Annotated in this window: 19 protein-coding genes; 5 read left to right on the forward strand and 14 right to left on the reverse strand. The window is 32.7% G+C overall.

Translation table 11 applies throughout. The features are described 5' to 3' along the window. Nucleotides 1–109 precede the first annotated feature (109 nt). Entirely contained in the window at nt 110–523 is a 414-nt protein-coding gene (locus ACFFGA_RS10130) for an HYC_CC_PP family protein (RefSeq protein WP_386063354.1), read from the reverse strand. Between the two features lie 523 nt (nt 524–1,046). On the opposite strand from ACFFGA_RS10130, the gene dndC reads away from it, so the two are divergent. The 5 genes from dndC to ACFFGA_RS10155 are packed head-to-tail and all read left to right on the forward strand — an operon-like array spanning nt 1,047 to nt 8,139. Further along, nucleotides 1,047–2,375, forward strand: a complete 1,329-nt coding sequence (gene dndC / locus ACFFGA_RS10135) for a DNA phosphorothioation system sulfurtransferase DndC (protein ID WP_386063357.1) — start codon at nt 1,047–1,049, stop codon at nt 2,373–2,375. Next, on the forward strand, nt 2,376–4,490 hold the full coding sequence (gene dndD / locus ACFFGA_RS10140) for a DNA sulfur modification protein DndD (RefSeq protein WP_386063360.1): 2,115 nt from the start codon (nt 2,376–2,378) through the stop codon (nt 4,488–4,490). Further along, on the forward strand, nt 4,480–6,060 hold the full coding sequence (locus tag ACFFGA_RS10145; protein ID WP_386063363.1) for a DndE family protein: 1,581 nt from the start codon (nt 4,480–4,482) through the stop codon (nt 6,058–6,060). The genes dndD and ACFFGA_RS10145 overlap by 11 nt, the downstream gene beginning before the upstream one ends. 11 nt (nt 6,061–6,071) lie before the next feature. Further along, nucleotides 6,072–7,181, forward strand: coding sequence for a ParB N-terminal domain-containing protein (locus tag ACFFGA_RS10150; RefSeq protein WP_386063365.1), 1,110 nt, complete (start codon nt 6,072–6,074; stop codon nt 7,179–7,181). Beyond that, the gene (locus ACFFGA_RS10155; protein WP_386063367.1) at nt 7,171–8,139 is read left to right on the forward strand and encodes a hypothetical protein; all 969 of its coding nucleotides are present in this window, start codon (nt 7,171–7,173) and stop codon (nt 8,137–8,139) included. The genes ACFFGA_RS10150 and ACFFGA_RS10155 overlap by 11 nt, the downstream gene beginning before the upstream one ends. Nucleotides 8,140–8,213: 74 nt before the next feature. Here the strand turns inward: ACFFGA_RS10155 and ACFFGA_RS10160 are convergent, their stop codons facing one another. The 13 genes from ACFFGA_RS10160 to ACFFGA_RS10220 all read right to left on the reverse strand — a co-directional run bounded on the left by ACFFGA_RS10160 (nt 8,214) and on the right by ACFFGA_RS10220 (nt 24,773). Next, nucleotides 8,214–8,900 carry a hypothetical protein gene (locus ACFFGA_RS10160; protein WP_386063370.1) on the reverse strand — a complete coding sequence of 229 codons (687 nt, stop codon included), beginning with the start codon at nt 8,898–8,900 and terminating at the stop codon, nt 8,214–8,216. Between the two features lie 365 nt (nt 8,901–9,265). Beyond that, entirely contained in the window at nt 9,266–11,221 is a 1,956-nt protein-coding gene (locus ACFFGA_RS10165; protein WP_386063373.1) for a heavy metal translocating P-type ATPase, read from the reverse strand. Then, nucleotides 11,218–11,580 carry a DUF3703 domain-containing protein gene (locus ACFFGA_RS10170; RefSeq protein ID WP_386063376.1) on the reverse strand — a complete coding sequence of 121 codons (363 nt, stop codon included), beginning with the start codon at nt 11,578–11,580 and terminating at the stop codon, nt 11,218–11,220. The genes ACFFGA_RS10165 and ACFFGA_RS10170 overlap by 4 nt, the downstream gene beginning before the upstream one ends. A 56-nt stretch (nt 11,581–11,636) precedes the next feature. Continuing rightward, nucleotides 11,637–12,050 (reverse strand): Fur family transcriptional regulator, encoded by a 414-nt coding sequence (locus ACFFGA_RS10175; RefSeq protein ID WP_386063379.1) that lies wholly within the window; start codon nt 12,048–12,050, stop codon nt 11,637–11,639. 2 nt (nt 12,051–12,052) lie between these two features. Then, complete coding sequence (locus tag ACFFGA_RS10180; protein WP_386063381.1) at nt 12,053–13,258, reverse strand: efflux RND transporter periplasmic adaptor subunit; 1,206 nt, start codon at nt 13,256–13,258, stop codon at nt 12,053–12,055. A gap of 4 nt (nt 13,259–13,262) precedes the next feature. Continuing rightward, entirely contained in the window at nt 13,263–17,597 is a 4,335-nt protein-coding gene (locus ACFFGA_RS10185; RefSeq protein ID WP_386063384.1) for a CusA/CzcA family heavy metal efflux RND transporter, read from the reverse strand. Between the two features lie 123 nt (nt 17,598–17,720). Continuing rightward, the gene (locus ACFFGA_RS10190; RefSeq protein ID WP_386063387.1) at nt 17,721–18,092 is read right to left on the reverse strand and encodes a hypothetical protein; all 372 of its coding nucleotides are present in this window, start codon (nt 18,090–18,092) and stop codon (nt 17,721–17,723) included. 137 nt (nt 18,093–18,229) lie between these two features. Continuing rightward, nucleotides 18,230–18,670 (reverse strand): heavy-metal-associated domain-containing protein, encoded by a 441-nt coding sequence (locus ACFFGA_RS10195; protein ID WP_386063390.1) that lies wholly within the window; start codon nt 18,668–18,670, stop codon nt 18,230–18,232. A 32-nt stretch (nt 18,671–18,702) separates the two neighbouring features. Continuing rightward, complete coding sequence (locus tag ACFFGA_RS10200) at nt 18,703–20,481, reverse strand: efflux RND transporter periplasmic adaptor subunit (RefSeq protein WP_386063393.1); 1,779 nt, start codon at nt 20,479–20,481, stop codon at nt 18,703–18,705. Next, a complete protein-coding gene (locus ACFFGA_RS10205) occupies nt 20,471–20,953 on the reverse strand; it encodes a DUF305 domain-containing protein (RefSeq protein ID WP_386063395.1) in 483 nt (160 codons plus the stop codon). Before ACFFGA_RS10205 ends, ACFFGA_RS10200 begins: the two co-directional genes overlap by 11 nt. A 23-nt stretch (nt 20,954–20,976) precedes the next feature. Continuing rightward, nucleotides 20,977–21,684, reverse strand: a complete 708-nt coding sequence (locus tag ACFFGA_RS10210; RefSeq protein WP_386063398.1) for a PepSY domain-containing protein — start codon at nt 21,682–21,684, stop codon at nt 20,977–20,979. Then, on the reverse strand, nt 21,685–22,269 hold the full coding sequence (locus ACFFGA_RS10215; RefSeq protein ID WP_386063400.1) for a DUF2911 domain-containing protein: 585 nt from the start codon (nt 22,267–22,269) through the stop codon (nt 21,685–21,687). A 2-nt stretch (nt 22,270–22,271) separates the two neighbouring features. After that, nucleotides 22,272–24,773 carry a heavy metal translocating P-type ATPase gene (locus ACFFGA_RS10220; protein ID WP_386063403.1) on the reverse strand — a complete coding sequence of 834 codons (2,502 nt, stop codon included), beginning with the start codon at nt 24,771–24,773 and terminating at the stop codon, nt 22,272–22,274.

The raw sequence follows: 24,773 nt of genomic DNA on the forward strand, positions 1-24,773 counted from the left end.
ATTCACTATCAATCATTTTAAAATTCATTCGGTATTAAGAAAACACCGAATACAGCGAATTATCCTTACGACATAAAGCCATAGGATAAAAAAGTCCATTGTTTAAAAATCAAATTAAGTATGTTTCGTCAATCTTGTAGAGTTGCCTTATGACGAGTGGCGGTTTATATTCTTCGTAAGTAGAAACGTTATTTTCTAAACCTTCAAAAAGGTTACTATAAGTGTAAACAAATGAAGCTATAAATACTTGTTGTTCAAATGTGATTTTGTCAACTTGCAATTGTAATTCGTCTTGACCTTCAATTGATAATTGTTCATCATCACAACAATTTTTCTTGGTAATAGAACATCCTTCGGTTGAAGGCTTTTCCATTTCCATTCCGCACCCTTTGGCCTTATGAAATATGGCAGTTTCTACTAAAGTATCTCCGCAATAATGCATATTCACAGTAAATGACATTGTAGAGCATAACACTACAAAAGCCATTGCTAAAGACATTATTTTATGGAATACTTGTTTCATACGGATTACGAAGTTACAAAATTTTAACAACTATTAGTTTTGTTTAACACAAGTTTAGTGCTTAACACTACCCTCTACAATAGCAATCTCCGCATCGCTTAAGCCATACAATGCATACACCATTTGGTCAATTTCCTTTTCGGTTTACATAATCGATAGGTATACATAAGTGAAATAACTTAATAAACTATTTCAAATAAAATTATGCTCTTTCCTTATTAACTTTTAAATAATTTGAAAAACGCATATTGTAACCTATAGAGGTATATAAAGTATTTTATAGTTTTACAGAATTAAAATAGAGTAACGGTGTTTTACCTGCATGGAATGTTCAAGTGGATTGAAAATAATGTTTAGAACCAAATATTGGTTGGAATTTTAATATAAAAAATCTAAGTCATTATCAAAAGTCAGAACTATTATGCGTTAACAAGCAGCTAATAACACTCATTTTTTTGAAATTAAAAACTAAAATTTAAACTACCATTCTTCACAAAGAATTTTATTACATTTATACCCAAATATGGCAAAATTTATACAACATCTTATAGACGAAATAATTGACCAATATATGTACGCTGACGATACGAAGCGTCCGTGGATTATTGGCTTTAGTGGTGGAAAAGATTCTACTGTAATGCTTCAACTTGTTTGGGAAGCTATTTCACAAATCAAAGAATTAACAGGAATTGTCAAACGTGATGTTTATGTGGTTTGCAATGATACAATGGTAGAAAACCCTGTTATCACAGAGTATGTCTACAGAGTATTAGACAAAATTGAAATCGCTGCAAGAGACCAAGGAATACCAATTTATGTTATTAAAACAATTCCAAGGTTAGAAGACTCATTTTGGGTTAACCTTATTGGACGTGGATATCCTGCACCAAATAATGCATTCCGTTGGTGTACAGAACGACTTAAGATTCGACCAACTTCAAGATTTATTTTAGAACAAGTTGATGAATTTGGCGAAGCAGTAATTTTAATAGGAACGAGGTCTGCTGAAAGTGCGCAACGTGCGAAATCAATGAAAAAGCACGCTATTAAAGGTAAACGACTGACAAAACATCCAACACAGGCAAATACTTTTATGTACGCACCAATACGTAATCTGTCATTAGAAGAAGTTTGGTACGTTATAAACACTATGCCATCACCTTGGAAAGCTAACAACTCTGAACTTTTTCAAATATACTCAGACGCAAGTGCTGACGACTACGAATGTCCTACAGTTGTCACCAATAAAGAACATAAATCTTGTGGTCAAAGTAGGTTTGGATGTTGGGTTTGTACTGTTGTAAAAAAAGACAAGTCGATGAGTGCCTTGATTGAAAATGGACTTACTTGGCTACAACCACTACTTGAATTTAGAAATCAACTCTATGATGAGCGAAACATCAAAGAGAATAGAATGCCACAACGTAGAAATGGAACAGAAGCCGTCAATGGAATGGGGCCTTATACACCAAAATACAGAGCATCAATTTTGGAACGTGTTCTAATTGCTCAAAAAGAAATTCAAATTGACAAACCACATGTAGAATTGATTACAAACCAAGAATTGGTTGCAATTCAAACTATTTGGTATAGAGATTTGATATTCAATTATAAAGTTTCTGAAATTTACCATAAAGCGTACAAAACAAATATCAATATGGAAGAACAAAATAAAAAGCAAGAAAAGGAATTGGAATTACTTAAAAAATCTTGCGAAAAAAATCCAGAAGATTTTGAACTCATTCAAGAGTTGTTAATGCTTCAAAAAAACAAAGCCTTGTTAAATAAAAAGCGAGGTCTTAAAAGCGATATTGAAAATAAAATTGAGGAATACCTAAAGAAAGAAGAATAAATGTACATTAAAGAAATTGAACTCAATAATTTCAGAATATATAAAGGAAAAAATAAAATTGACCTTTCCCCAGAATCTGATAAAAACATTGCACTTGTTAGTGGTAAAAATGGTTTTGGCAAAACTACTTTTCTTATGTCTTTGGTTTGGTGTTTGTATGGGAAACAAATGCAAAATGTTGACGAACTTTACCTAAAAGAAATTTCTGACAAAGGAGGATACGGAAAATACATTGGCAACAGTTTAAATAGATTAGCAAAAGTTGAAGGAGAAAGTAAATTTTCAGTTTCCGTAACATTTAATGATGTCAAAATTCAAGAAATTCCGTGCAAAGAAATTAAAATAACCCGTTCGTTTGACACCATAACAAGCACAAGTGATAAAGTTGAAGTATTAGTTGACGGTTTTGAAAATGAATTAATTCTTGACCTCACAACTGATGGACAACAAGGAGAAGAAATTTTTATTCGTGATTACATTCTTCCTATTGAAATTGCGAAATTTTTCTTCTTTGACGCAGAAAAAATTGTTGCATTAGCTGAAATAAATTCGCCTGAACAAAGACGATTATTAAGTAAGGCATACACAGAGGTTTTGGGTATCAAAAAATATGAAGATTTAAAAGAACAATTAGAAAATATTCAAGACGATTATCGAAAAAAATCTGCTAAGCCTCAAGAAAAAACAGAACTAAATCAAATTATCACAGATATTCAAAATGCAGATATTGAGATTGAAAGTATTGAAAAAGAAGTCGAACAACTTGATGAGGAAAAAATAGAAAAAGCAAACGCTTCTAACGATATCCAACGAAAATTAATTACCGAAGGTAACAAAATGACTTTGGAGCAGCTCAATAAACTTAAAGAGGAAGAAACTGTTTTAAATCAAACTATGAACAGTTTACAAGATGAACTTAAAGAGTTGTTTGACTTAATTCCGTTTGGTTTGGCTGGAGAAACTTTAATGGAAGTTTCAACACAACTTGCTAATGAAAAAGATTTTCGTGATTCTAAATTTATTCAAGAAGATGTTGACCAAAAAACAAAACTCATCCTTGATGATTTAGAGGAAAAGAAAAAATCATTTCCTACTGTAATTCCAACTGACATTCGTCATTTTTATGAAAAACAGATTAGTTTTTTAGTAAAAAAACACTTCTTTTCTGACACACCAGAATTACCAAATAATTTTAAAACGTTACACGATTTTTCAGATACAGAAACAAACGAATTTAATTCGTTAATAAATAATTTAAAACATTCGTTTAAAAACTCATTCACAAGTTTGAATGATGAATATTTACGTACAAAAAATTCTATTGATAGTATTCGCCGAAAAATACGAGATGCAGAAAAAGATGCGGAAGATGAGCATATTGCTATTTTAAGAGCCGAAAAGGAAAAGTTAGATTCAAGAATACTAACAATCGAACTTGAAATTCGTGATTTAAAAGAAAAAATAGGAACTTTCAAAAACGATAAAAAAACTTTAAAACAACGACAGGAAGAATTAAGGAAAAAGATTGATAATTCCAGAAAATATTCAGAAAAAGATGCTAAAGCACAGGATATAATCAATAAGCTAAAAATATTTATAAAATCATTCAAAGAAGAAAAGAAAAAATCGCTTGAACAGAATATTTTAAATGAGCTTAACATTCTACTACATAAAAAAGATTTTATTAAAAATGTTAGTGTTGATATTAATCAAGCTGGAGATGATGTAGATATTAGCCTTTATAATAATCGAAAAGAAAAAATAGACAAAGGCTCGTTATCAATGGGAGAACGTCAAATGTATGCTTCTGCATTATTAAAAGCTCTTGTAGATGAGTCTGACATTGAATTTCCAGTATTCATTGATTCGCCAATGCAAAAATTTGATGCAGACCACGCACAAAATGTTATTAAAGAATTTTATCCTAACGTTTCAAAGCAAGTAGTACTTTTTCCTTTGCTTCACAAAGAGTTAACAGTTGCAGAATTTAATCTATTAAAACCAAAAATTAGTAAAGCATACTTAATTCATAATTTTAGTACAGATGCTTCTAAATTCGTTGAAGCCACAACCGATAATTTATTAACAAAATACAACGAACTCGATGCAAATTAATATAAGGACTTCAGCAGATAACCAAGATATTGTTCGTAGCCTTACAAGTAAACTACCAACAGGAACGAAAGAAAATGTAATTGCTCGAATTGCTCTGGGATATTCATTACAAACAGGAAAAAAATTTACTTCAAACGATTTTAATTTATACGATTCTAAAGGAAAAGAATATAAAGATCATATTCTTTTTGATGCAAAACATCGTGACTTTTACATCGCAAGTATTTGCCAATATTATGGCATCTATAAAACTGATGATAATATTCCAAAATATGTTAAATTACATATTGACCACGGTTTAGAATTAATGGACAATCTCTTTTCAAATAGTAAAAACTATACTTTTTTTGATTTTCTAGTTGGACATTTAGACAAAGGAATTTCAATGTTAAACAGTGTTGAAGTCAATCTTGACGCTGTAAGAAACAACAATCAAAATATTGAAAAAACATTTTTCAAAGAGCCAATTAATTTAAATATTGGTTCTACAATTGAAAATGAAGAACCAATTACTCTTCAATTTAATAATACAGAGGTTTACAACAACTCTCATATAGCAGTTGCAGGAGCTTCAGGAACAGGAAAAACACAATTTGCTCTTGAACTTTTAAATCAAATAAGTAAAGAATCTAATCATCACGTCAGCTTTATCTATTTAGATTTTAAAGGTCTAAAAGATGATGATTTAAAATATTATCAACCTTTCTTTGACAAAACAAAAGCAACTTTTGTAGATGTTCCAAGTACATCATTTCCAGTCAATCCATTATCATTTATTGACAGTATAAATGAAACAGACAAACAAATGGGAATTGACAAATTTGTGGATATTGTATGTAAATATTCTAATCTTGGACCGAAACAACGTGGAGAATTACGAGAAGCTGTATTGGAAAGTTTTCACGATAAGAAACCTGGCGAGTATCCAACAATGCCAGAAATTAATGATAAGCTTTTAGATGTTGTTGGAGATAAAAGAGACACGCTTACAGAAATCATAGATGAATTAAGTCGCTATAATATATTTTCAGAAGAAAAGAAAGGTAAATCCTTTTTGAACGAAAATGTTTATTTGTCATTATCTGGAGATTTATCCAATTCAGTTCGATTCACTTCATTATTCTTAATCATAAATTACATATACAACACGTTTATGAATATGGAAAGTACACCAACTGAAAATGGTTATCGTGGAATGCGATATGTACTTTTAATTGACGAAGCACACGTTATTTTTAAAGAGAAAAAATATCAAGAAATACTTGATAAAATTTTAAGAGAAATACGCTCTAAAGGTGTTGCAGTAGTTTTAGTTTCACAAGGTATTGCGGAATTTAATCAACCAGGATTTGATTTTTCAAGTAATTGTGAAATGTCATTTCTACTAAATATCAAAGATAAAACTAATTCAAAATCGATAAATAAATTTTTAGGTTTTAGCGATAAAGAGGGTATTACAGCTGCTCGTAGTTTAGAAAAAATTGAATCTGGACAAGCAATTTCTAACATTAAAGAATTTGATAAGGCAAAATTGTTTAAATTGTCACAATTCTGGGAACGAAATAAGTAAATAACATTGAAATGGAAGAAAACAAAAAATATGAATTTGAGGAAATACATATTGACAAACTCAAATTGGACGATGAGAATCCAAGGCTTCCTAAATCATTAAGAGACAGTAAACCATCGCAAGAAGAATTAATTGAGTTTATGTTGCTTGATGCATCTTTAATTGAATTGATGCTGGCAATAGGCGAAAACGGGTATTTTCCTGGAGAACAATTACTTGTTACACCAACCGAAGATGGAAATTATAAGGTAATAGAAGGTAACAGAAGACTTTCATCTGTTAAATTACTAAACAATCCGAATTTAGCTACAGTACAAAAAGCTAAAGTTAATAAGGTTATAGAAGAAACAACTGAAAGACCAGAAAATATTCCTTGCCTAATTTTTCCATCAGATGCAGAAATTCACAGATACCTTGGATTTAGACATATAACTGGAATTAAAGAATGGAGACTACTTGAAAAGGCACGTTATTTAAACAATTTGAGAGAATCCTTGTTTAGTACTATTGATATCCATAATACTTCACGTGAAATTGCCAAAATGATTGGAAGTAGAATGGATTATGTTAGAAGAATTTTAGTTGGTTATGAGGTTTATAAAATAATTGAGGATGAAAAATTCTTTCAAATACGGGATTTAAACGATACTACTTTTTATTTTAATTACATAGTTGATAGTTTAAGTAGAGCTCATATTAGAGCATTTATTGGTATTAATTTTCAAGCTGAAAAGCCAAGTGAAAATCTTTCTGAAAATAATCTAAAAAAATGGACTAAATGGTTATATGAAAAAAACGACCAAAACAAAACTCGTCTAATTGGGAATAGTTCAGATTTAAACGACTTAAATTCAATCCTTGCACCTGAACATAATGACGCTCTAATTGCATTTGATGAGAAAGGATATTCTCTTGAAAGAGCAAAAGAATTAACTGGAGTTCAAGATATAGTCTTTCGTGATTTTATCGCAAATGCACATAACTATTTAGAAAAAGCAGATGCGATGATTTTAAAAGTAAAAAACATATATCCTGATTTAGATACTGATTTGAGAAATATCAAAATACTTTCCACTAAAATTGGTAGCACAGCTAAAGAAATGGAAGACTATGAAGGATAAAATTGAACACTTTTTTTCAAATTTTTCATTAACTCTATCTGAAAAATACCCATTTGATTCAAAATCGTATTTATACGCTGATTATTTTGAATTAGTTGCTTTGTTTAATAAAGGTAGCTTCATTACTGTTGGAGATATGCTTGATAGATTAAATGATGAAGGAATATTAAACCAAAGTACGGATGTTTCTGATCAGGCAGAGCAAAATGATGATGAAGAGTTTTTTGTTAGAGGTATATTTGAGATTTTAAATCAACGTCAAGATTTATTTGGAAATGATTATCCATTTAAATATTTAAAGGAAACAATCATAATAAATGATGGTTTAAACAATAAACAAAGAACATATATTTTTTTACTTATTTCTTCTAACCTTAATCTTTTTTCTGATTTTCAAGCTAACTTAACTAATGAATTTGAACTCTTATCTCTTGAAGCATTAAAAAATTATCTACCAACATTTGCTATAACCAAGTCCTTCGGTAAAAACAATGATTTTAAGGGATATACATTTGATAAAATTCAACAACTTGCCAAAATAATGAATTTGGAGCCAGACGAGTTCTATTTGAATACCATTTCAAAAAAAGGAACTCAAGATTTAGGATTGGATATTGCTGGATGGATTCCATTTTTTGATAATGTAGGCAACTATATTTCCGTTTTTGGTCAATGTGCTTGTGGTAAAAATTGGACGAGTAAACTAAACGAAACAAGACGATACAATAACTTTTTGAAAGTTTATCATTCAAACATAAAACACTCGATTTTTATACCATATGCTTTAATAAATAATAATAATAATTCGTTCTTTGAACATCACGAATTTGGAACAGACATTCTCGTTTTTGAAAGAAAAAGAGTATTATCATTAATTAAAAATGAAGAAGTTTTTGAAAATTTTGAATCTGCATTATTAGTGGATAGCTGTTTGGAGTTTGTTGAAAATATTGTCTAACAATAATTGAATTTCCAACACTAAAAGCCATACACATTTGAGTTTAAAAACAGATCATAACACCAACCAAAACCTTAAAAACATTCCAAAACCGAAATCCCAACACTGTCCTTAGCATTTAACCCATACAAAGCACCATCTACGTCTTGGTAAAACCGTACACCAAGCACACAAAGTAGCCTGCCTAAGCCGCTAGGCAAAGTATCAGGCACCAAACTCACAGTAGATGCTGCATAATTACGGTCTATAACCAATGGCGGTGCCAAATGCAATTGCCAATCCAAGTTTTCAAAATCAAAATCCAACACACCATAGGTCAGGGCAATATGGGTAGCACCTTCCACAAAACCCACCTGTGCTATATCAAAATCTGTAATGGTCAGAGTATAGGTTGTGCTGTCAATAGCAAATGCAAAAGGTAAAACCTGCCGTACCTGGCAAGCTGGCGTATAGTTAAAGTGCTGTACCAACGTAAGCCCATCCGCATGGGCAATACCTTGGGCAACGCGGCGTTCAACGCGTTTATTAGTAGTATCCAAATCCTTTAGGCGTGTAAACAAACCCATCAATCGGCTATGAAAATGCGTAAACGTGTAGCCCTTATAAAAAGCTTGTAAGCCAGCCCTAAACGCTTTATTAACACCAGAGCAATGCCCAAACTCACTGGCATTTTCGCGTACACGCTGCATGCTCGCCTTGGTCTTTATAGCCTTGCCATTAAACCCACCACCCGCTTTTCGTGCAATCGGTTTACCGTTCAAGTAATAAAAATTAATACCGCCTATCGTCCCAACCAAGGGAATAATGCCTTTCTGTTCTGCCATACCCTAAAAATTTAGTTAAACACCTACAATACAGCAATATACAAAATTTTTAAAAATAGGTTATAGCGTGGTTACAGCATACTTATAATAGACTTAAAACAAGCTTATAGCCTATCTAATGCAACGTAGTACCATATTAAAACAGTAAAATAACTTAAGGACTGTCCTTACTTCCCGATACAGAATTAATTTTTCCTTTATTTATAACACATAAACTAATTTGAGGTACAAATAAATTTAAAAATCTGGAAGATTTTTTGAGCTCAAGGATACGTAATAAATATTAAGTCACCACTAAACTTTTAATCACTCCATGTCATACGTTGCAACCTAACCGCATTCAAAATAGCCAATAAAGCCACTCCTACATCTGCAAATACAGCTTCCCACATTGTAGCTAAACCACCTGCTCCTAATATTAGAACAATCACTTTTACACCGAATGCTAAAATGATGTTTTGCCATACAATCTTACGAGTTGAACGACTAATTTTAATGGCTTTTACCACTTTTGATGGTTGGTCTGTTTGAATAATTACATCTGCTGTTTCAATAGCGACATCACTTCCTAATCCACCCATAGCAATTCCTACATCACTTGCTGCTAAAACTGGCGCATCATTAATACCATCGCCTATAAAAGCAATCTTATTATCAGGATTTTGCTTTAAAATTTCAACTTCATTTAGTTTGTCTTCAGGTAATAATCCGCCTTTAGCTTGCTTAATATTTAATTCTCTTGCTACTTGTTGGGTAATGGAATCTTTATCACCAGAAAGCATCATAATATTTTCAATTCCTACTTTTTGTAAATTGATTATTGTTTCTTTTGCATCGTCTTTCAATTCATCCGCAATAACTACATAACCAGCAAATTTTCCATTGATAGTGACTAAAACAATTGATTCTACGATATTTTCCGTTTCGTTTGGTACTTCAATATTGTTCGCTATCATCAACGCTTTGTTTCCAACCAAAACTGTTTTACCATTCACGATACCTTTTAAACCTTTACCTGCGATTTCTGAAACTTCGCTGGCTTCATAATCCGAACCTTCAGCTTTATATTCCAAAATAGCTTTTGCTATTGGATGTGTGGATTGTTCCTCCATTGCCATTAGGTATTTCATAAATTCTGTTTCATCCCAATCAATAGCTTTAACTTCCTTGATTTTGAAAACACCTTTAGTAACAGTTCCTGTTTTGTCCATCACTAATGTATTTATCTTGGTCATTGCATCTAAAAATGAAGCACCTTTGAATAATATTCCATTTTTTGAAGCTGCTCCTAATCCACCAAAATAACCTAACGGAATGGATATTACCAAAGCACAAGGACAAGAAATTACAAGAAAAATCAAGGCACGATACAACCAATCTCTAAAGACATAATCATCTACAAAAAAATACGGCAGCAACGTAACACCTATTGCTAAAAACACAACTATTGGTGTATAAATACGTGCAAATTTTCTAATGAATAATTCTGTTTTAGATTTGCGAGCTGTTGCGTTCTGTACCATATCCAAAATTCTTGCTATGGAACTATCTTTAAATTCTTTGGTGGTTTCAATTTCAATTACTCCATCCAAATTAATGCTCCCTGCAAATACTTTTTCGCCTTTTACAATCGTATCAGGTTTGCTTTCGCCTGTTAATGCTGCTGTGTTGAATGAACCTTTGTCGGAAAGTAGAATACCATCTAATGGTATCTTTTCACCAACTCGGACTTGCACTTTTTCACCAATTTCAACCGTTTCTGGACTTACAGATATATAATCATTGTTTCGATATACCAGAGCTTCATTTGGTCGTACATCAAGCAAAGCTTTTATATTTCCCTTTGCTCTGTTTACTGCTGCATTTTGGAATAATTCACCAACTGCGTAAAATAACATTACTGCAACACCTTCAGGATATTCGCCAATAATAAAGGCTCCAATAGTGGCTATAGACATTAAAAAAAACTCTGTAAACACATCTCCTTTTTTGATGCTTTCCCAACCCTCTTTTACTACAGGAAATCCAACAGGTACATAAGCAATGCCATACCAAGCAATACGAATCCAATCTTTGAAAAAAGCAACATCAAAATAGTCTAACCCAATACCAATAATTAGCATTGAAAAACTTATAATTGCTGGTACATAGGCTTTAATATTACTTGAGTTGCCACTATGATTATGACCATCATCGTTACTATGTTGCTCTTCTGAATTTGGTTTTAAATCTCTTAAATTGACTTTCTTTTTTTTCATTTTGAATTGAATAAATTTTTAATATCATTAGGTATAGGCATAGATTTTAATGGTGGTACGTTTGCACCGCCTGTGTTACCAAGTGGAACGTGGTCAATAAATGATTTCCAACCACCAACAAGTAACCTAATAATTTGACCGAGTACTTCTTTAGTATCTTTTTGCATAAATCCAAACTTTAGCATTAACCAATGTGAATAGGTATGTTCTATTGGGTAAGATTGCCCTATGATATGACTGCGTTCTAAATGATACCAAGCATTACTATACTGCTTATTTTCTAAACAGAAACTATATCGTTTTAATTCTTCGTTATAAGCCAGTTTAAGAGGTTTAGGTATTTTAGTATTAAACTTCATATCCACTAATTTTTCATAAAAATAATCTAATAGTAAGTGCAATGGAAGTGCATTTGTTATCTACTACACTTATCACAAATACCTTTTACAACCAAGTTTACATTTTCCGAAACAAAGCCATCAGGCACTTTAATTTGTGGGATTTTATGTTCTGTTAAACAAACAGTTTCATTACAGTTGTTACAATGAAAATGTAAATGCAAATCGGTTTCAATTTCGCAATTACAACCTTTTTCACACAAAGCATATTTAGTAATTCCTGTACCATCATCTATTTGATGCACAATATCCTTTTCCTCGAATGTTTTAATAGTTCTGTACAATGTAGTTCTATCTGCTTTTTCAAAAGCATTTTCTATATCACTTAATGTTACTGCTACTTGTTTCTCTGCAAGAAACTTATAAATCAATAAACGCATTGCCGTAACACGTATATCTTTTGACTCTAATAATTGTTCTATTGTTTGCATAATTAATGTTCGTGTTCTGCTTCTCCTTTTTTCATTTCGGCTATTAAATAATACGCATTGTTATAAGCGAATTTTGTGGTTTTATTTTGTTCTTCAGTAAATTGAACAGCTACCCAATTGCCATCTTTTGCTCCTAAAAGCACTTCAATAGGTTTAAAACTCCAATCTTCATTTTCTTTTTCTGCCGAAAACACGAAAAATCTATCGCCTTCTTTTACAATGGCACTTTCGGGCAACGCCATAGTTTCCGTATTTTCTGTTTGGATTTTCCCTTGAATATACATTCCTGGTATAAGATTTCCTTTTTTATTTTCAATTTCTGCGTGTACGTGCACTGCTTTAGGATTGTCTTCGAAAGTTTTACTTACCGAATAAATTTCAGCTGTTAATTCTTCATCTTGCATTGTTTGTATATTAAAGCTTACTTTTTGACCTTTCTTAACTTTATACACATCTTTTTCAAACACCATTAAGTCGGCGTGAACGTGATGTGTATTTACTATTTCAAAAAGTTCGGTTTGTGGTTCAACATACTGTCCTGTTTTTACTTCTACCTTTTGCACATAGCCTTCAATAGGACTGCGTAATGAAATACTTTGAGCAATTGTTCCATTTTGTACTGATGACGTATTTATGTTTAATAGTTTCAACTGCGCTTCCAATCCATTTACCATTGCTTTAGAGGCATCATATTCGGCTTCGGCCTTTTGAAAATTTGCACCAGAACCAACTCCTGCATCATATAATTTTTGCTGACGCTCAAAGTTCTTCTTTAAAAAATTACTATTGCTAAAAGCATTCAAATAATCGGTTTGCATTTGAATAATATTTGGATGTGAAAGATATGCCACAACTTGACCTTTATTCACTTTGTCTCCTTCAATCACTTTTATGGATAATACATTTGCACCAACTACAGAAGTTATTGCTGCTTCACTTTGTGGTGGTACTTCCAATGTGCCATTTGCTTCTACATAGCCACTCATATTACGCAATGCAATTGTGTCTATCTTCATTTTTAAGGCTTCAAACTGTTGTTGTGAAAGCATCACTTCTTCGCCTTCGCTATGGTCATCGTTTTCTTCAATCTTTTGTTCTTCGTTATGGGAATGACCATCACCTTCTTTATGGCTTTCTTTATTTCCGCAAGCAACAACTAAAAATGAAACTGTTAGTAGTGCTAAAATTATATATCGTGTGTTTTTCATTGTCTTATTGATTAAAATATTGTAGTTGAAATGTGCTTTCTAAATAATTTATTAATGCTTCTTGAGCTTGTAATTCAGATTGAATAGCTTCTTTTATAAGTTGTGTAAACGCTGTGTAATCAATCTCTCCTTCTTTATAAGCAAACAAAGCACCAGTTTTTTGTTCTTTAATAAGTGGTAATACTTCATCCTTATAGAACAGCCAAGATGTTTTCCATTTTTGGTGATTTTCTTTGGCTTGATTAAATTTAGATTGCACTTCCTTTTGCTTGAACTGCATATTTGATTCGGCAATTTGTCTATCAATTTTGGCTGTTCTAACTTGTGCTTTTGTTGAACCAGATAAAAACGGTATGGAAATACCAGCTTGATAAGTATAAAATCCTGAATTTCCGTTTACTTTTTGCAAACCACCTTGCAGGTTTAACTTTGGTAAATTTTCAGCTTTGGCAGCTTTAAAGTTTGCTTCTGCCTCTGCGAGTTGAAGTTGAGAAACAGTATATAAAGGGTGTGCTTCTATACTAAAGGATTCTACATTTATTTCGCTCTCTATATCAATTTCATCTGAAACCGTGAAAAAATCATCTGAAACCAACCAAAGGTTTAGCTGTTGTAATGCAATAGCATATTCACTTTTTGATTGCATTAATTTATTCTGAATCTGTAAAGCTTGATTTTTGGCTGCTGAATATTCTAATTTAGAAATGGCTTCGACTTCATAATTTAAAGCAACTGCTTTTTCAAAGTTGGTATAGATGGAATCTAACTCTTTGTATAAATTATAATTCCTTTTACTCTGTAAAGCATTTGCCCACGCTTTCTTTACTTCCAGTTCTAAATCTAATTCTGAAAGCTGAAACGCTTTTTGAGCTAACTGAATGCGTTGCTCCAGTAATTTTCTCTTTGGTGCTATACCAAATACATCAATATTTGATTGACCAACTCCAATAGTGGTGTAAATACCATTTCCGTTATTGATTTCTTCACCTCCCGTAAAAATTTGGGTAGTACCAAAATCGAAAGCAGTTCCTTTTAATTGTTGTTGCTTATCAATTTCGAGTTGTTGTTGTTTTAAACTTGGATAGTTTTCTTTAGCCAATTTTACAGCTTCTTGCATCGAAATAATTGGTAACGAATCATTTATTTTTTGCGCATTTCCTGTTATTGGCAACAAAAACAAAAAAGCCACCATAGCAGTAACTGTAATTACCTTTTTGTTAGCCCTAAAATTGAATGATTTGTTTTCTACCCAATGATATAATATAGGTAAAACGAATAATGTTAATAGTGTAGAGGTTAACAAACCACCAATAACAACGGTTGCTAAAGGTCGCTGCACTTCTGCACCAGCTGATGCTGAAATTGCCATAGGTAAAAAACCTAATACATCTGTAAGCGCAGTTAACATAATTGGTCTGATTCTTCGCTTTGTACCTTCTATGATTCTATCTTTTAGATTGGTAACACCTTCATCTTTCAACTCATTCAAACCACTAATCATTACTAATCCGTTTAATACTGCAACACCAAATAAAACAATAAAACCAACACCTGCCGAAATACTAAAAGGCATATCACGCATCCATAAGGCTACAACTCCTCCAATTGTTGCCATTGGGATTGCTATATAAATCATCAAGGTTTGTGGTAAGGATTTTAATGCAAAATAAATCAGTACAAAAATGAGTAACAAGGCAATAGGAACAACAGTTTGTAAACGGTTACTGGCACGTTCTAAATTTTCAAAAGCACCACCATAGCGAATAAAATAACCTGATGGCAGTTCTAATTGCGCATCTAATTTAGTTTTAATTTCTTCTACCAATGATTTTACATCACGACCTCTTACATTAATACCTACATAAGTTCTTCTATTGGTATTGTCTCTACTGATTTGCATTGGACCACCTTTGTAACTTATATCAGCTACTTCGCGAAGCGGAATTTGCGCACCAGAAGGCAAGTTGATATACAAATTTTGCACATCTGTAATATCCTTTCGATTTTGCGAAGTCAAACGCACAACCAAATCGAACCGTTTTTCACCTTCAAAAATAACTCCCGCCGTACCTCCTGCAAATGCTGATTGTACAATTTGGTTTAAGGTATTTATTTGAAGTCCGTATTGTGCCAATTTATTTCTGTTATACGAAATGGTCATTTGCGGTAGACCTGTTGTAGCTTCCGCTTTCATATCGCCAATACCTTCTGTACCAGCAATAATTTTTGATATTTCTTCTGCTTTTTGAGATAGCACGTCTATATCTTCACCATAAAGTTTAATAGCAATGTCTTCACGAACACCTTCAAGCAATTCATTAAAACGCATTTCAATGGGTTGGGTAAACTCATAATTTACACCAGGAATTATTTCCACAGCTTCTTTCATTTTTTCAATGAGTTCATCTTTTGTCTCAACAGTTGTCCATTCACCTTTTGGTTTCAGTATTACAAATACATCTGCTAAATCCATTGGCATTGGATCTGTTGGAATTTCGGCAACACCAATTCGACTTACAATTTTTTCAACTTCAGGAAACTTTGCTTTTACAATTTGTTCAATTTTTGTAGTCGTTTCAATCGTTTCTGTAAGTGAGCTTCCGGGTTTTAAAATGGCGTGAAATGCAATGTCACCTTCATCGAGTTGTGGAATAAATTCGCCACCCATTCTTGTAAACATAAAAACTGCAATACCAAATAATACAACAGAAACACCAATTATTAATTTTCCTTTCTTTAAGGCTTTTTCTAATAGCGGTTGGTATTTGTCTTCTACCCAATGCACGAATTTATCGCCATACGATTTTTTGTCGTCTTTTGGTGCTCTTAACACTAATGCAGACATCATTGGAACGTAGGTTAAACATAGCACCATTGCACCAATCATCGCAAAAATAAAGGTCAATGCCATTGGTTTAAACATTTTGCCTTCAATGCCTTCTAATGCTAATATGGGTAGAAAAACAATTAGAATAATCAGTTGACCGAAAAAGGCAGCATTCATCATTTTTTTTGAGGCATTTGCTGCTACACCTTCACGTTCTTTGGAAGTCAATTTTTTCTTCTTATAGAGTTGGGAAGCAATTAAAAAAACGGTACTTTCTACAATAATTACTGCGCCATCAACAATAATTCCGAAATCTATTGCTCCTAAACTCATTAGGTTAGCCCAAACATCAAACACATTCATTAGTATAAATGCGAATAATAGTGATAATGGAATTGTTGAAGCTACTATTAAACCACCACGCCAATTGCCTAATAAGAAAATAAGAACAAAAATGACTATCAATGCGCCTTCAATTAGGTTGGTAGCAACCGTTGAAGTCGTTTCTGCTATTAATTTGCTTCGGTCTAACAAAGGTTCGATAATGACACCTTCTGGCAATGATTTTTCAATTTGAGCCATTCGCACTTTTACATTCTCAATAACATCGTTTGAATTAGCGCCTTTAAGCATCATAACCAAACCACCAACTACTTCGCCTTCTCCATCTTGAGTTAAAGCACCATAGCGAATGGCAGCACCAAATTGTACTGTCGCAATGTCGCCAACGGTAATTGGAATATTGTTTGTGTTTTTAACCGTAATCTTTTTAATATCCTCTAAACTACGCACCAAACCTTCTCCACGAATAAAATTGGCTTGATGGTTCTTTTCAATGTATGCTCCACCTGTGTTTTGATTATTAGCTTCAAGAGCTTCAAAAACATCGGTAATTGTTAAACCAATAGCTTTTAGTTCGTTTGGGTCAACAGCAACTTCGTACTGTTTAATTTTTCCACCTATGGCATTTACCTCAACTACACCTTCTACCATTGCCATTTGACGTTGTACAATCCAATCTTGCATTGTGCGCAAATCAGTAACTGAATATTTGTCTTTATACTCTGGTTTTACTTTAAGTGTGTATTGATAGATTTCTCCTAAACCAGAAGAGATAGGTCCCATAGCAGGTTCGCCAAAACCACTTGGAATTTGTTCTTTAACTTCGTTTAGCTTTTCAGCTACTAATTGACGTGGTAGATAGGTTCCCATATCATCGTCAAAAACAATAGTAACCACAGATAAACCAAAACGAGAAATGGAACGGATTTCCTTTACATCAGGTAGGTTGCTCATTGCAACTTCTACTGGATAGGTTACAAATTGTTCAATGTCCTCTGTACCTAAATTTGGTGCTTGTGTAATGACTTGTACTTGATTATTAGTAATATCTGGAACAGCATCGATGGGTACTTGGGTCATACTCCAAATACCTGCTCCAATAATGGTAAGCGTTAGCAAACCAATAATGAATTTGTTATTGATTGAAAAATCAATGATTTTATTAATCATAGAAAATGTTTTAATTCAGTTAAACTTTTCGGTACAATTCTGATATAGAAAATAGAATTACACGAAATGAAATGAACCTTTAAGGTTCAAAATTGGATATAGTTATCCTTTAAAAAAACTGAATTATGCCCTTGGTGGCTGGAAAAGTGATTCCAAATATCTGGAAGTGAAGTTTACTTTATGTAAATTATACTGTTTTTTCTCTTCAAACTTTAGTTGATTGTTTAAAGCCAAATTGTTGTTCGCAATAATTAATACCAATGGGTGACAACACTGATTATGAGAATGAACAGGTGTATTTTCCTTATCTGGGTTATGATGATGCTCTTCATTTTGAGCATCATTACCAAAGTAGTCTTCAACTACGTATTCAAAGAAAGAGTCGCCATAAACTTTATGGTCTTGATAATGGTTAATAACGTTTGAAATTTCTTTAATTGGCCCACAAAAGTCCATATCTATACTTATCCCTTGAAAAAGGAATAAAATTGACATTGATATGGAAAAAAGGATTTTCATATAATTTATACAAATATATCAATTATTTAATGCAATGGTTGTGCAAATAAAATGAGCATATAACTTTTTTTTAACAGAAGAGCCTTTTAAAAAAGGCTCTTTTTTGTTTAAAATTAATGATCATGATTTGAATAGTCTTCTGATTTTATTTCACCTGACTGATTCATCATCATTTCGTGATCGTATTTGCAACAGCCTGGTAAATCTTTATAAGCTTCTTCACTTCCTGCCACTTTTTCGGTATCGTAACCTGATGCTGCTATGGCGTTATGAATTGCCATTGCATCAGTTTTGGTATCATCAAATGAGACATCAATTTTCTTTTTATCGACATCCCAATTGGCACTTGCAACACCTTCAACACTATTGGCAGCTTTTTCAATGGTACTTTTACACATACCACAATTTCCTCTTACTCCAAAAGATAAATCTGTCATTGCGATTTCTTTTGACACTTCTGTTTTTGTAGTTTCTTCAACTTTTTTAGTTTCGTTTTTACAACTTGTTAAACCTAATGCTGCTATTGCAACTACACTTAAAATTACTTTCTTCATTGTTTAAAATTTAATTGTTATTACTTGATTTATTATTCTATTACTTGTTTTACTTCTCCACAAGTTAGCATTGCTTCACCAAAATATGGATTGATTACTTTTTCTTCTTTGCTCAACCAATATGCACCGTTGTTATTATCTGCCATTGGACAAAATTCTACATACACTTTTTCATTGACACCAAACAGTTGTACAGCATTTATTAAGTGTGATGATAGATGTTTGAAGTGGTCTCTTTGTTCTTTTATATCTGACGTTTTAGAAATAGAGGTTGCAGAAGATTGTATTTCTTTTACTAATGACATCCAATGTGTGTGAGCATTATTGTCTGATAATAATTTCATATCCACTTTACTTAAACTGTTTAATAAACTTGTTGCATTAACTGAAGTATTTTTTGAATCTTCTTTAACTAAAGCATCTTTTAAATTGATATAGTCATTGTAAACAACTTTTAGTTGTTCTTGAAATTTTTCTGATACTGTCAATCTTTCGTTCATATTAGTATGGTCACTTTCTTTTTTTGATGCATTATTATCCATTCCTAAATGTCCTTCGTGACCCGTCATTACTTTGCCACCATCTTTATTCATCATTGATTTTTTACCTTGTAATTGAGCTGCTGCATCAACCGTAAAAGTTCCGTTAGTTACGATTTCATTTCCAACAAATAATCCTTCTAAAACTTCATATTCATTACCAATTTGATTGCCTAAAACAACTTCACGCATTTCAAAAATGGTTTGGTCTGGACTGGTTTTTAAATAGACAACAGAACGTTCTCCTGTCCAAAGTACAGCAGATGCTGGAATTGTTAATACCTCATTATTACTACTTGCAACTCGCTCAATATTTGCGGTTACAAACATTCCTGGTTTAAATACATCGTTCTTATTATTAAGCACCACACGTAAGGTTACTGTTCTTGTTTTAGTATTTAAAATTGGGTCAATGAAATCTACTTTCCCTTTAAACTCCTTATTAGCATAAGCGTTTGTAGTCACTAAAACTTCTTGTCCCTTTTTAAATAAATCGATTTGATTTTCATAGACATCAAAATTTGCCCAAACCGTATTGAGGTTTACAATTTTAAGCAATGGTTGACCTTGTTTAATGTAATCGCCTTGTTCTACTAATTTTTCTGTTACTGTACCTGAAACGGTTGCATAAACTGGAAAGTTTTCTTTTACTTTTTGAGTTTCTTCTATTTGATTGATTTGATTTTCAGATAGCTTCCACAACTTCAATTTATTGCGAACCGCCTTGTACAATGCAGGTTGTGATTCCTTTAAAGATGATGCTGTAATTAACTCTTGTTGCGCAGCATATAATTCTGGTGAGTAAATGGTGGCTAACAACTCACCTTTACGAACTTCTTCGCCTGTAAAACTGATATTCAAACGTTCTATTCTACCTGAAAAATAACTTACTTGTACTGCATTAGCTTCTTCATTTTCAGCAATTTTACCAGATAATTTAATTGTGTTGCCATCAACATTTCCATTACCGACAATGGTTGTTTGGATATTGGCTAATGCCATCGCATTTTCAGTTAACTTGAATTGGTCTGCCAACAAACCATCTGCACTACTTTCTGCTGGAATTAAATCCATTCCGCAAATTGGGCAATCACCAGCTTCTGGTTGCATAATCTGTGGATGCATTGAGCACGTCCACATTTGATTGGTTTCAGTTGTTTCCTTATGGTTGTGCTCTGTACTTTCATTGGACGAACTTCCAAATAGCAACCAACCCAACATTAAACCAACTGCGAGTATACCTACGTATATGACTATTTTATTATTTTTCATTCTGTAATCGATTTATCATTGCTTTCATATCTTCTATTTCCTTCTTCTGTGCTTTTATAATATCATCTGCCAACTTTTTGACTTCTGGGTCTTTTATATCTGCTCTTTCACTTGTTAAAATTGCTATAGAATGATGTGGTATCATACCTTTCATCCATAATATATCACCAACTGTTGATTTTTGGTCACGTACTAATCCTAAAGCTCCAAGAAAAAGTATTATACTACCTATAACAATTCCTAAATTCTTCTTTTTGTTTTTATACATATTTCTCATAAAGAAAAACATAATTAATGCCATTGTCGAGATGCCTAAACAAACCATATAGAATCTCGTTAGACTAAACCAAACGTGGTCAAATTCGTAAGTATTGAGATACATAGTGATGTACATTGCAACAAAAGATGCTCCCAACATTAAGAAGAACTTTGTGTAGTTGCTCATTCCGTTTTTGTGTTCTTGTGTGTTCATAATTTTTGGTTTTTGTGTTAATATTATTTTCTTTTCTTTTTCAATTTTCTAATCGTAGGTGAGGAAGTAAACCAAAGTAAAAATCCGCTTAATACAGTAATTAAGCCTAATAGAGAAAAGGCTCTTAAAACAATTGTATTAAAGTTATCCCTTCCTTCATAATCCATCGTATGTGTCATCCATAAAAAATCAAACCAACGCCAACTCCGATGTCTTACGGTTTGAAACTTCCCATCAGTAATAGATACATAGGATTTAAGAGCTTCATCAGATTCATAGGATATTACATAAGCAGGTAATAGCTTTTCTCTGTACTCGTGATGTTTTCCTGTTTCATTAATCTGCTCTATAGATACTACCTTTAAGCCATCTTTCATATTAAGTTGTGCTATATACAAAGCCTCTTCTTTTGTTAAATTAGATTTTAAACTCCCATCGATAGCATTGTATAGCTGATTGTTATTCACCCAGTAGTAAGGCGAATTATTAATGTCTCTCAATTCAATAGTATTGATACCTTGAGAACCATTAAGTTGTGATGGACTAATGAGGTTGTTAAATGCTTTAGGCTGGTATTCCATATTTTTAAAATGGTCACCGTGTATTTCATCAATATCTGTCCAACTAAAGTATAAACCACTAATAGTCCAAAACAAAAATTGAATACCCAAAAACAAACCTAAATAGCGATGTGTTTTCCTTATTTTTAATGCTGTATGCCTGTTTACCATTTATTGATTTATTTTGAATGGAAAGCTAATTGTCACCTTTTCCCAAGCAAGAGAAATACTTCCTTCAGTTTCACTAATCTTATTTACTTTATACTCTAAATGCTCTGTAATTTTATCTGAAATACTTGGTGTGACTTTAAATCTTATAACATCATCTTTTTCATCGTATTCATCTTTACCATGCTGATCCCAATTTTTATTGATCATTATAGTCCAATCCTCTTTTGAAGGAATCGTGAAAAATCCATATTTCCCTTTTGGAAGCACCTCACCATTTATAATTAAATCCTTATTTGTTTCAATCCACGTTGCCATATGTGCTCCAGCTTGCCAGACATTATCATAACCAACTAATCCACCAAAAATGATTCGTCCTCTAACTCCTGGTGATGAATAGTCTATATGAATATGTGCATCTCCAATCATTGCCATTGTAGATGTATGTGGGCTTAAAGGTTTCTTTTTAGGAACATCTTCCTGTTGAGTTTGAGTCTCTTGATGGTTGTGCTCTTCTTTTTTCTGTTCCTGATTTTTACAGCTTAAAACTGAAATTGTTAACACAAATACTACTATTAAATTCTTCATAATTATATTTTAATATTTCTTAATCTTAATGCGTTTACTATTACAGAAACAGAGCTAAAACTCATTGCTAACGCAGCTATCATAGGCGATAATAAAATGCCAAAAAATGGGAATAATACGCCTGCTGCAACTGGCACACCTAATGTGTTATAAATAAGTGCAAAAAATAAATTCTGCTTAATATTCTTCATTACGGAATGACTTAAATTTTTAGCCTTTACTATTCCGTGTAAATCGCCTTTTACTAACGTTATCATTGCACTTTCTATAGCTACATCCGTTCCTGTACCCATTGCAATACCTACATCACTTTTTGCCAATGCTGGTGCATCATTAATACCATCACCTGCCATAGCAACCACTTTTCCTTTTTCTTGCAGTTTCTCTACTTCTTTGAGTTTATCTTCTGGTAGCATACTGGCTTTGAAATCTGCCAAATTAAGTTCTGAAGCTACTGCTTGTGCGGTATCGTGATTATCGCCTGTAAGCATTATAACATCAATGCCTTTATCTTGAAGTGTTTTAATTGCTTTGGCACTTGTTTCTTTTATTTTATCTCCAATAACTACAAAGCCAACAACGGTTTTATCTATCGACAAATAAGAAACTGTCTTACCTTGTTTTTGGTAAGATTTAGCTTCGTCTTTCATTATAGAAGTAATGTCTGCTTTGGCATATTCCATCATTTTAGGATTTCCTAATGCTACTTTTTTATCATTTATTATAGCTTCAACACCTTTTCCTGTGACAGCACTAAAATTTTTAGATTTTATTATTTCTGCATTATGCTCGTTTCCATATTTAACAGTTGCTTCTGCTAATGGGTGTTTGCTATTGGTATTTAATGAAACGATGTATTGTAATACCTCTTTTTCGTTTAAAATATCACTAAAAGCACCAACTGTTTCTACTGTTGGTTTCCCTTCTGTAATAGTTCCTGTTTTATCAACTATAAGTGTATTTACCTTATCCATTTTTTCGAGAGCTTCGGCATTTTTTATCAATACACCATTTTGAGCACCTTTACCTACTCCAACCATCACAGACATTGGTGTTGCTAAACCTAAAGCACAAGGACACGCAATGATTAGTACTGCAATTGCATTGACTAATGCATACACATAAGCAGGTTCTGGCCCCCAAATTGCCCAAACCATAAATGTGATAATAGAAATAAGAACTACAACTGGCACAAAATAACCTGATACCTTATCTGCTAAATTTTGAATAGGTGCGCGACTTCTACTGGCATCATTAACCATATGAATGATTTGTGAGAGTAACGTATCACTTCCTACTTTATCCGCTTTCATCAAGAATGATTGATTCCCATTAATTGTTCCGCTACTTACTTTATCATCTTGAGATTTGTTTACAGGAATAGGTTCTCCCGTAATCATAGATTCATCAATAGTTGTTTCGCCTTCAGTTATTACACCGTCCACAGGAATTTTATCACCTGGTTTTACTTTTAGAATATCATTTAATTCTATCTTATCTATACTGACTTCAACTTCTTCACCATCTATTATTTTTATGGCTTTATTAGGTGCTAACTTTAATAATTCTTTTACTGCCGAATTGGTTTTGCTATGTGCTCGCGCTTCTAACAACTGTCCTAAAAGCACCAAGGTTAGAATAACCGTTGCTGCTTCAAAATAGACGTGTACAGCACCTGATTCAGTTTTAAACTGTGCCGGAAACACATCTGGAAATAACATCCCAAACACACTAAATAACCAAGCCACACCTGCACCGATTCCAATGAGTGTGAACATATTGAGATTCCACGTTTTTATGCTTCTATAAGCACGCTCAAAAAACATCCAAGTCGCATAAAATACAACTGGAATGGATAAAGCAAACTGAATCCAATTCCAATATTTCTGTTCCATTATATCGTACAATGGATTGTTATTGAGCATTTCGCTCATAGCCATTAAGAATATTGGTAATGTGAATGCAGTTGATATCCAAAACTTCTTCAATAATTTTTTATAGGTCTTTTCTTCTGCTGAAACATCTGGTTGCATTGGTACTAAATCCATACCGCAAATAGGGCACGAACCTGCTTCATCTTTTACGATTTCTGGATGCATTGGACACGTCCATTGTTCTATTGTAGCTGATGATAGATTTTGTTCTTCAACCAAATCCATTCCGCAAACAGGACAATCTCCTGCTTTATCATACGTTTTATCGCCTTCACAATGCATAGGACAATAAAATGTACCTGTGCCTTTTGCTTTTGGTTGGTTTTCCTTTTTATCTTCTAAATGGTGATGATGTTCACCTTGTTTATGAATACTGTATCTCCCACCATCATTTTTTAAGGCTTCTTGAAATGTTTCTATAGGAATATGTGATACCATTTCGATGTTTGCTTCTGCCTTTTCTAAATCAACAGTTGCTTTTGAAACACCTTTTACTTTTGAAAGTGTTTCTTCTACGTGAGTACGACAACCGTTGCAAGTCATTCCGTGTATGTGATATGTGTGTTTCAT

The organism is Winogradskyella pulchriflava (assembly GCF_042434315.1).
GTDB classification, from domain to species: domain Bacteria; phylum Bacteroidota; class Bacteroidia; order Flavobacteriales; family Flavobacteriaceae; genus Winogradskyella; species Winogradskyella pulchriflava.

Coding starts and splice junctions, on each gene's coding strand:
- ACFFGA_RS10130 (WP_386063354.1), bottom strand. CDS start 523: ATGAAACAAGTATTCCATAAAATAATGTCTTTAGCAATGGCTTTTGTA.
- dndC (WP_386063357.1), top strand. CDS start 1,047: ATGGCAAAATTTATACAACATCTTATAGACGAAATAATTGACCAATAT.
- dndD (WP_386063360.1), top strand. CDS start 2,376: ATGTACATTAAAGAAATTGAACTCAATAATTTCAGAATATATAAAGGA.
- ACFFGA_RS10145 (WP_386063363.1), top strand. CDS start 4,480: ATGCAAATTAATATAAGGACTTCAGCAGATAACCAAGATATTGTTCGT.
- ACFFGA_RS10150 (WP_386063365.1), top strand. CDS start 6,072: ATGGAAGAAAACAAAAAATATGAATTTGAGGAAATACATATTGACAAA.
- ACFFGA_RS10155 (WP_386063367.1), top strand. CDS start 7,171: ATGAAGGATAAAATTGAACACTTTTTTTCAAATTTTTCATTAACTCTA.
- ACFFGA_RS10165 (WP_386063373.1), bottom strand. CDS start 11,221: ATGAAAAAAAAGAAAGTCAATTTAAGAGATTTAAAACCAAATTCAGAA.
- ACFFGA_RS10170 (WP_386063376.1), bottom strand. CDS start 11,580: ATGAAGTTTAATACTAAAATACCTAAACCTCTTAAACTGGCTTATAAC.
- ACFFGA_RS10175 (WP_386063379.1), bottom strand. CDS start 12,050: ATGCAAACAATAGAACAATTATTAGAGTCAAAAGATATACGTGTTACG.
- ACFFGA_RS10180 (WP_386063381.1), bottom strand. CDS start 13,258: ATGAAAAACACACGATATATAATTTTAGCACTACTAACAGTTTCATTT.
- ACFFGA_RS10185 (WP_386063384.1), bottom strand. CDS start 17,597: ATGATTAATAAAATCATTGATTTTTCAATCAATAACAAATTCATTATT.
- ACFFGA_RS10190 (WP_386063387.1), bottom strand. CDS start 18,092: ATGTCAATTTTATTCCTTTTTCAAGGGATAAGTATAGATATGGACTTT.
- ACFFGA_RS10195 (WP_386063390.1), bottom strand. CDS start 18,670: ATGAAGAAAGTAATTTTAAGTGTAGTTGCAATAGCAGCATTAGGTTTA.
- ACFFGA_RS10200 (WP_386063393.1), bottom strand. CDS start 20,481: ATGAAAAATAATAAAATAGTCATATACGTAGGTATACTCGCAGTTGGT.
- ACFFGA_RS10205 (WP_386063395.1), bottom strand. CDS start 20,953: ATGAACACACAAGAACACAAAAACGGAATGAGCAACTACACAAAGTTC.
- ACFFGA_RS10210 (WP_386063398.1), bottom strand. CDS start 21,684: ATGGTAAACAGGCATACAGCATTAAAAATAAGGAAAACACATCGCTAT.
- ACFFGA_RS10215 (WP_386063400.1), bottom strand. CDS start 22,269: ATGAAGAATTTAATAGTAGTATTTGTGTTAACAATTTCAGTTTTAAGC.
- ACFFGA_RS10220 (WP_386063403.1), bottom strand. CDS start 24,773: ATGAAACACACATATCACATACACGGAATGACTTGCAACGGTTGTCGT.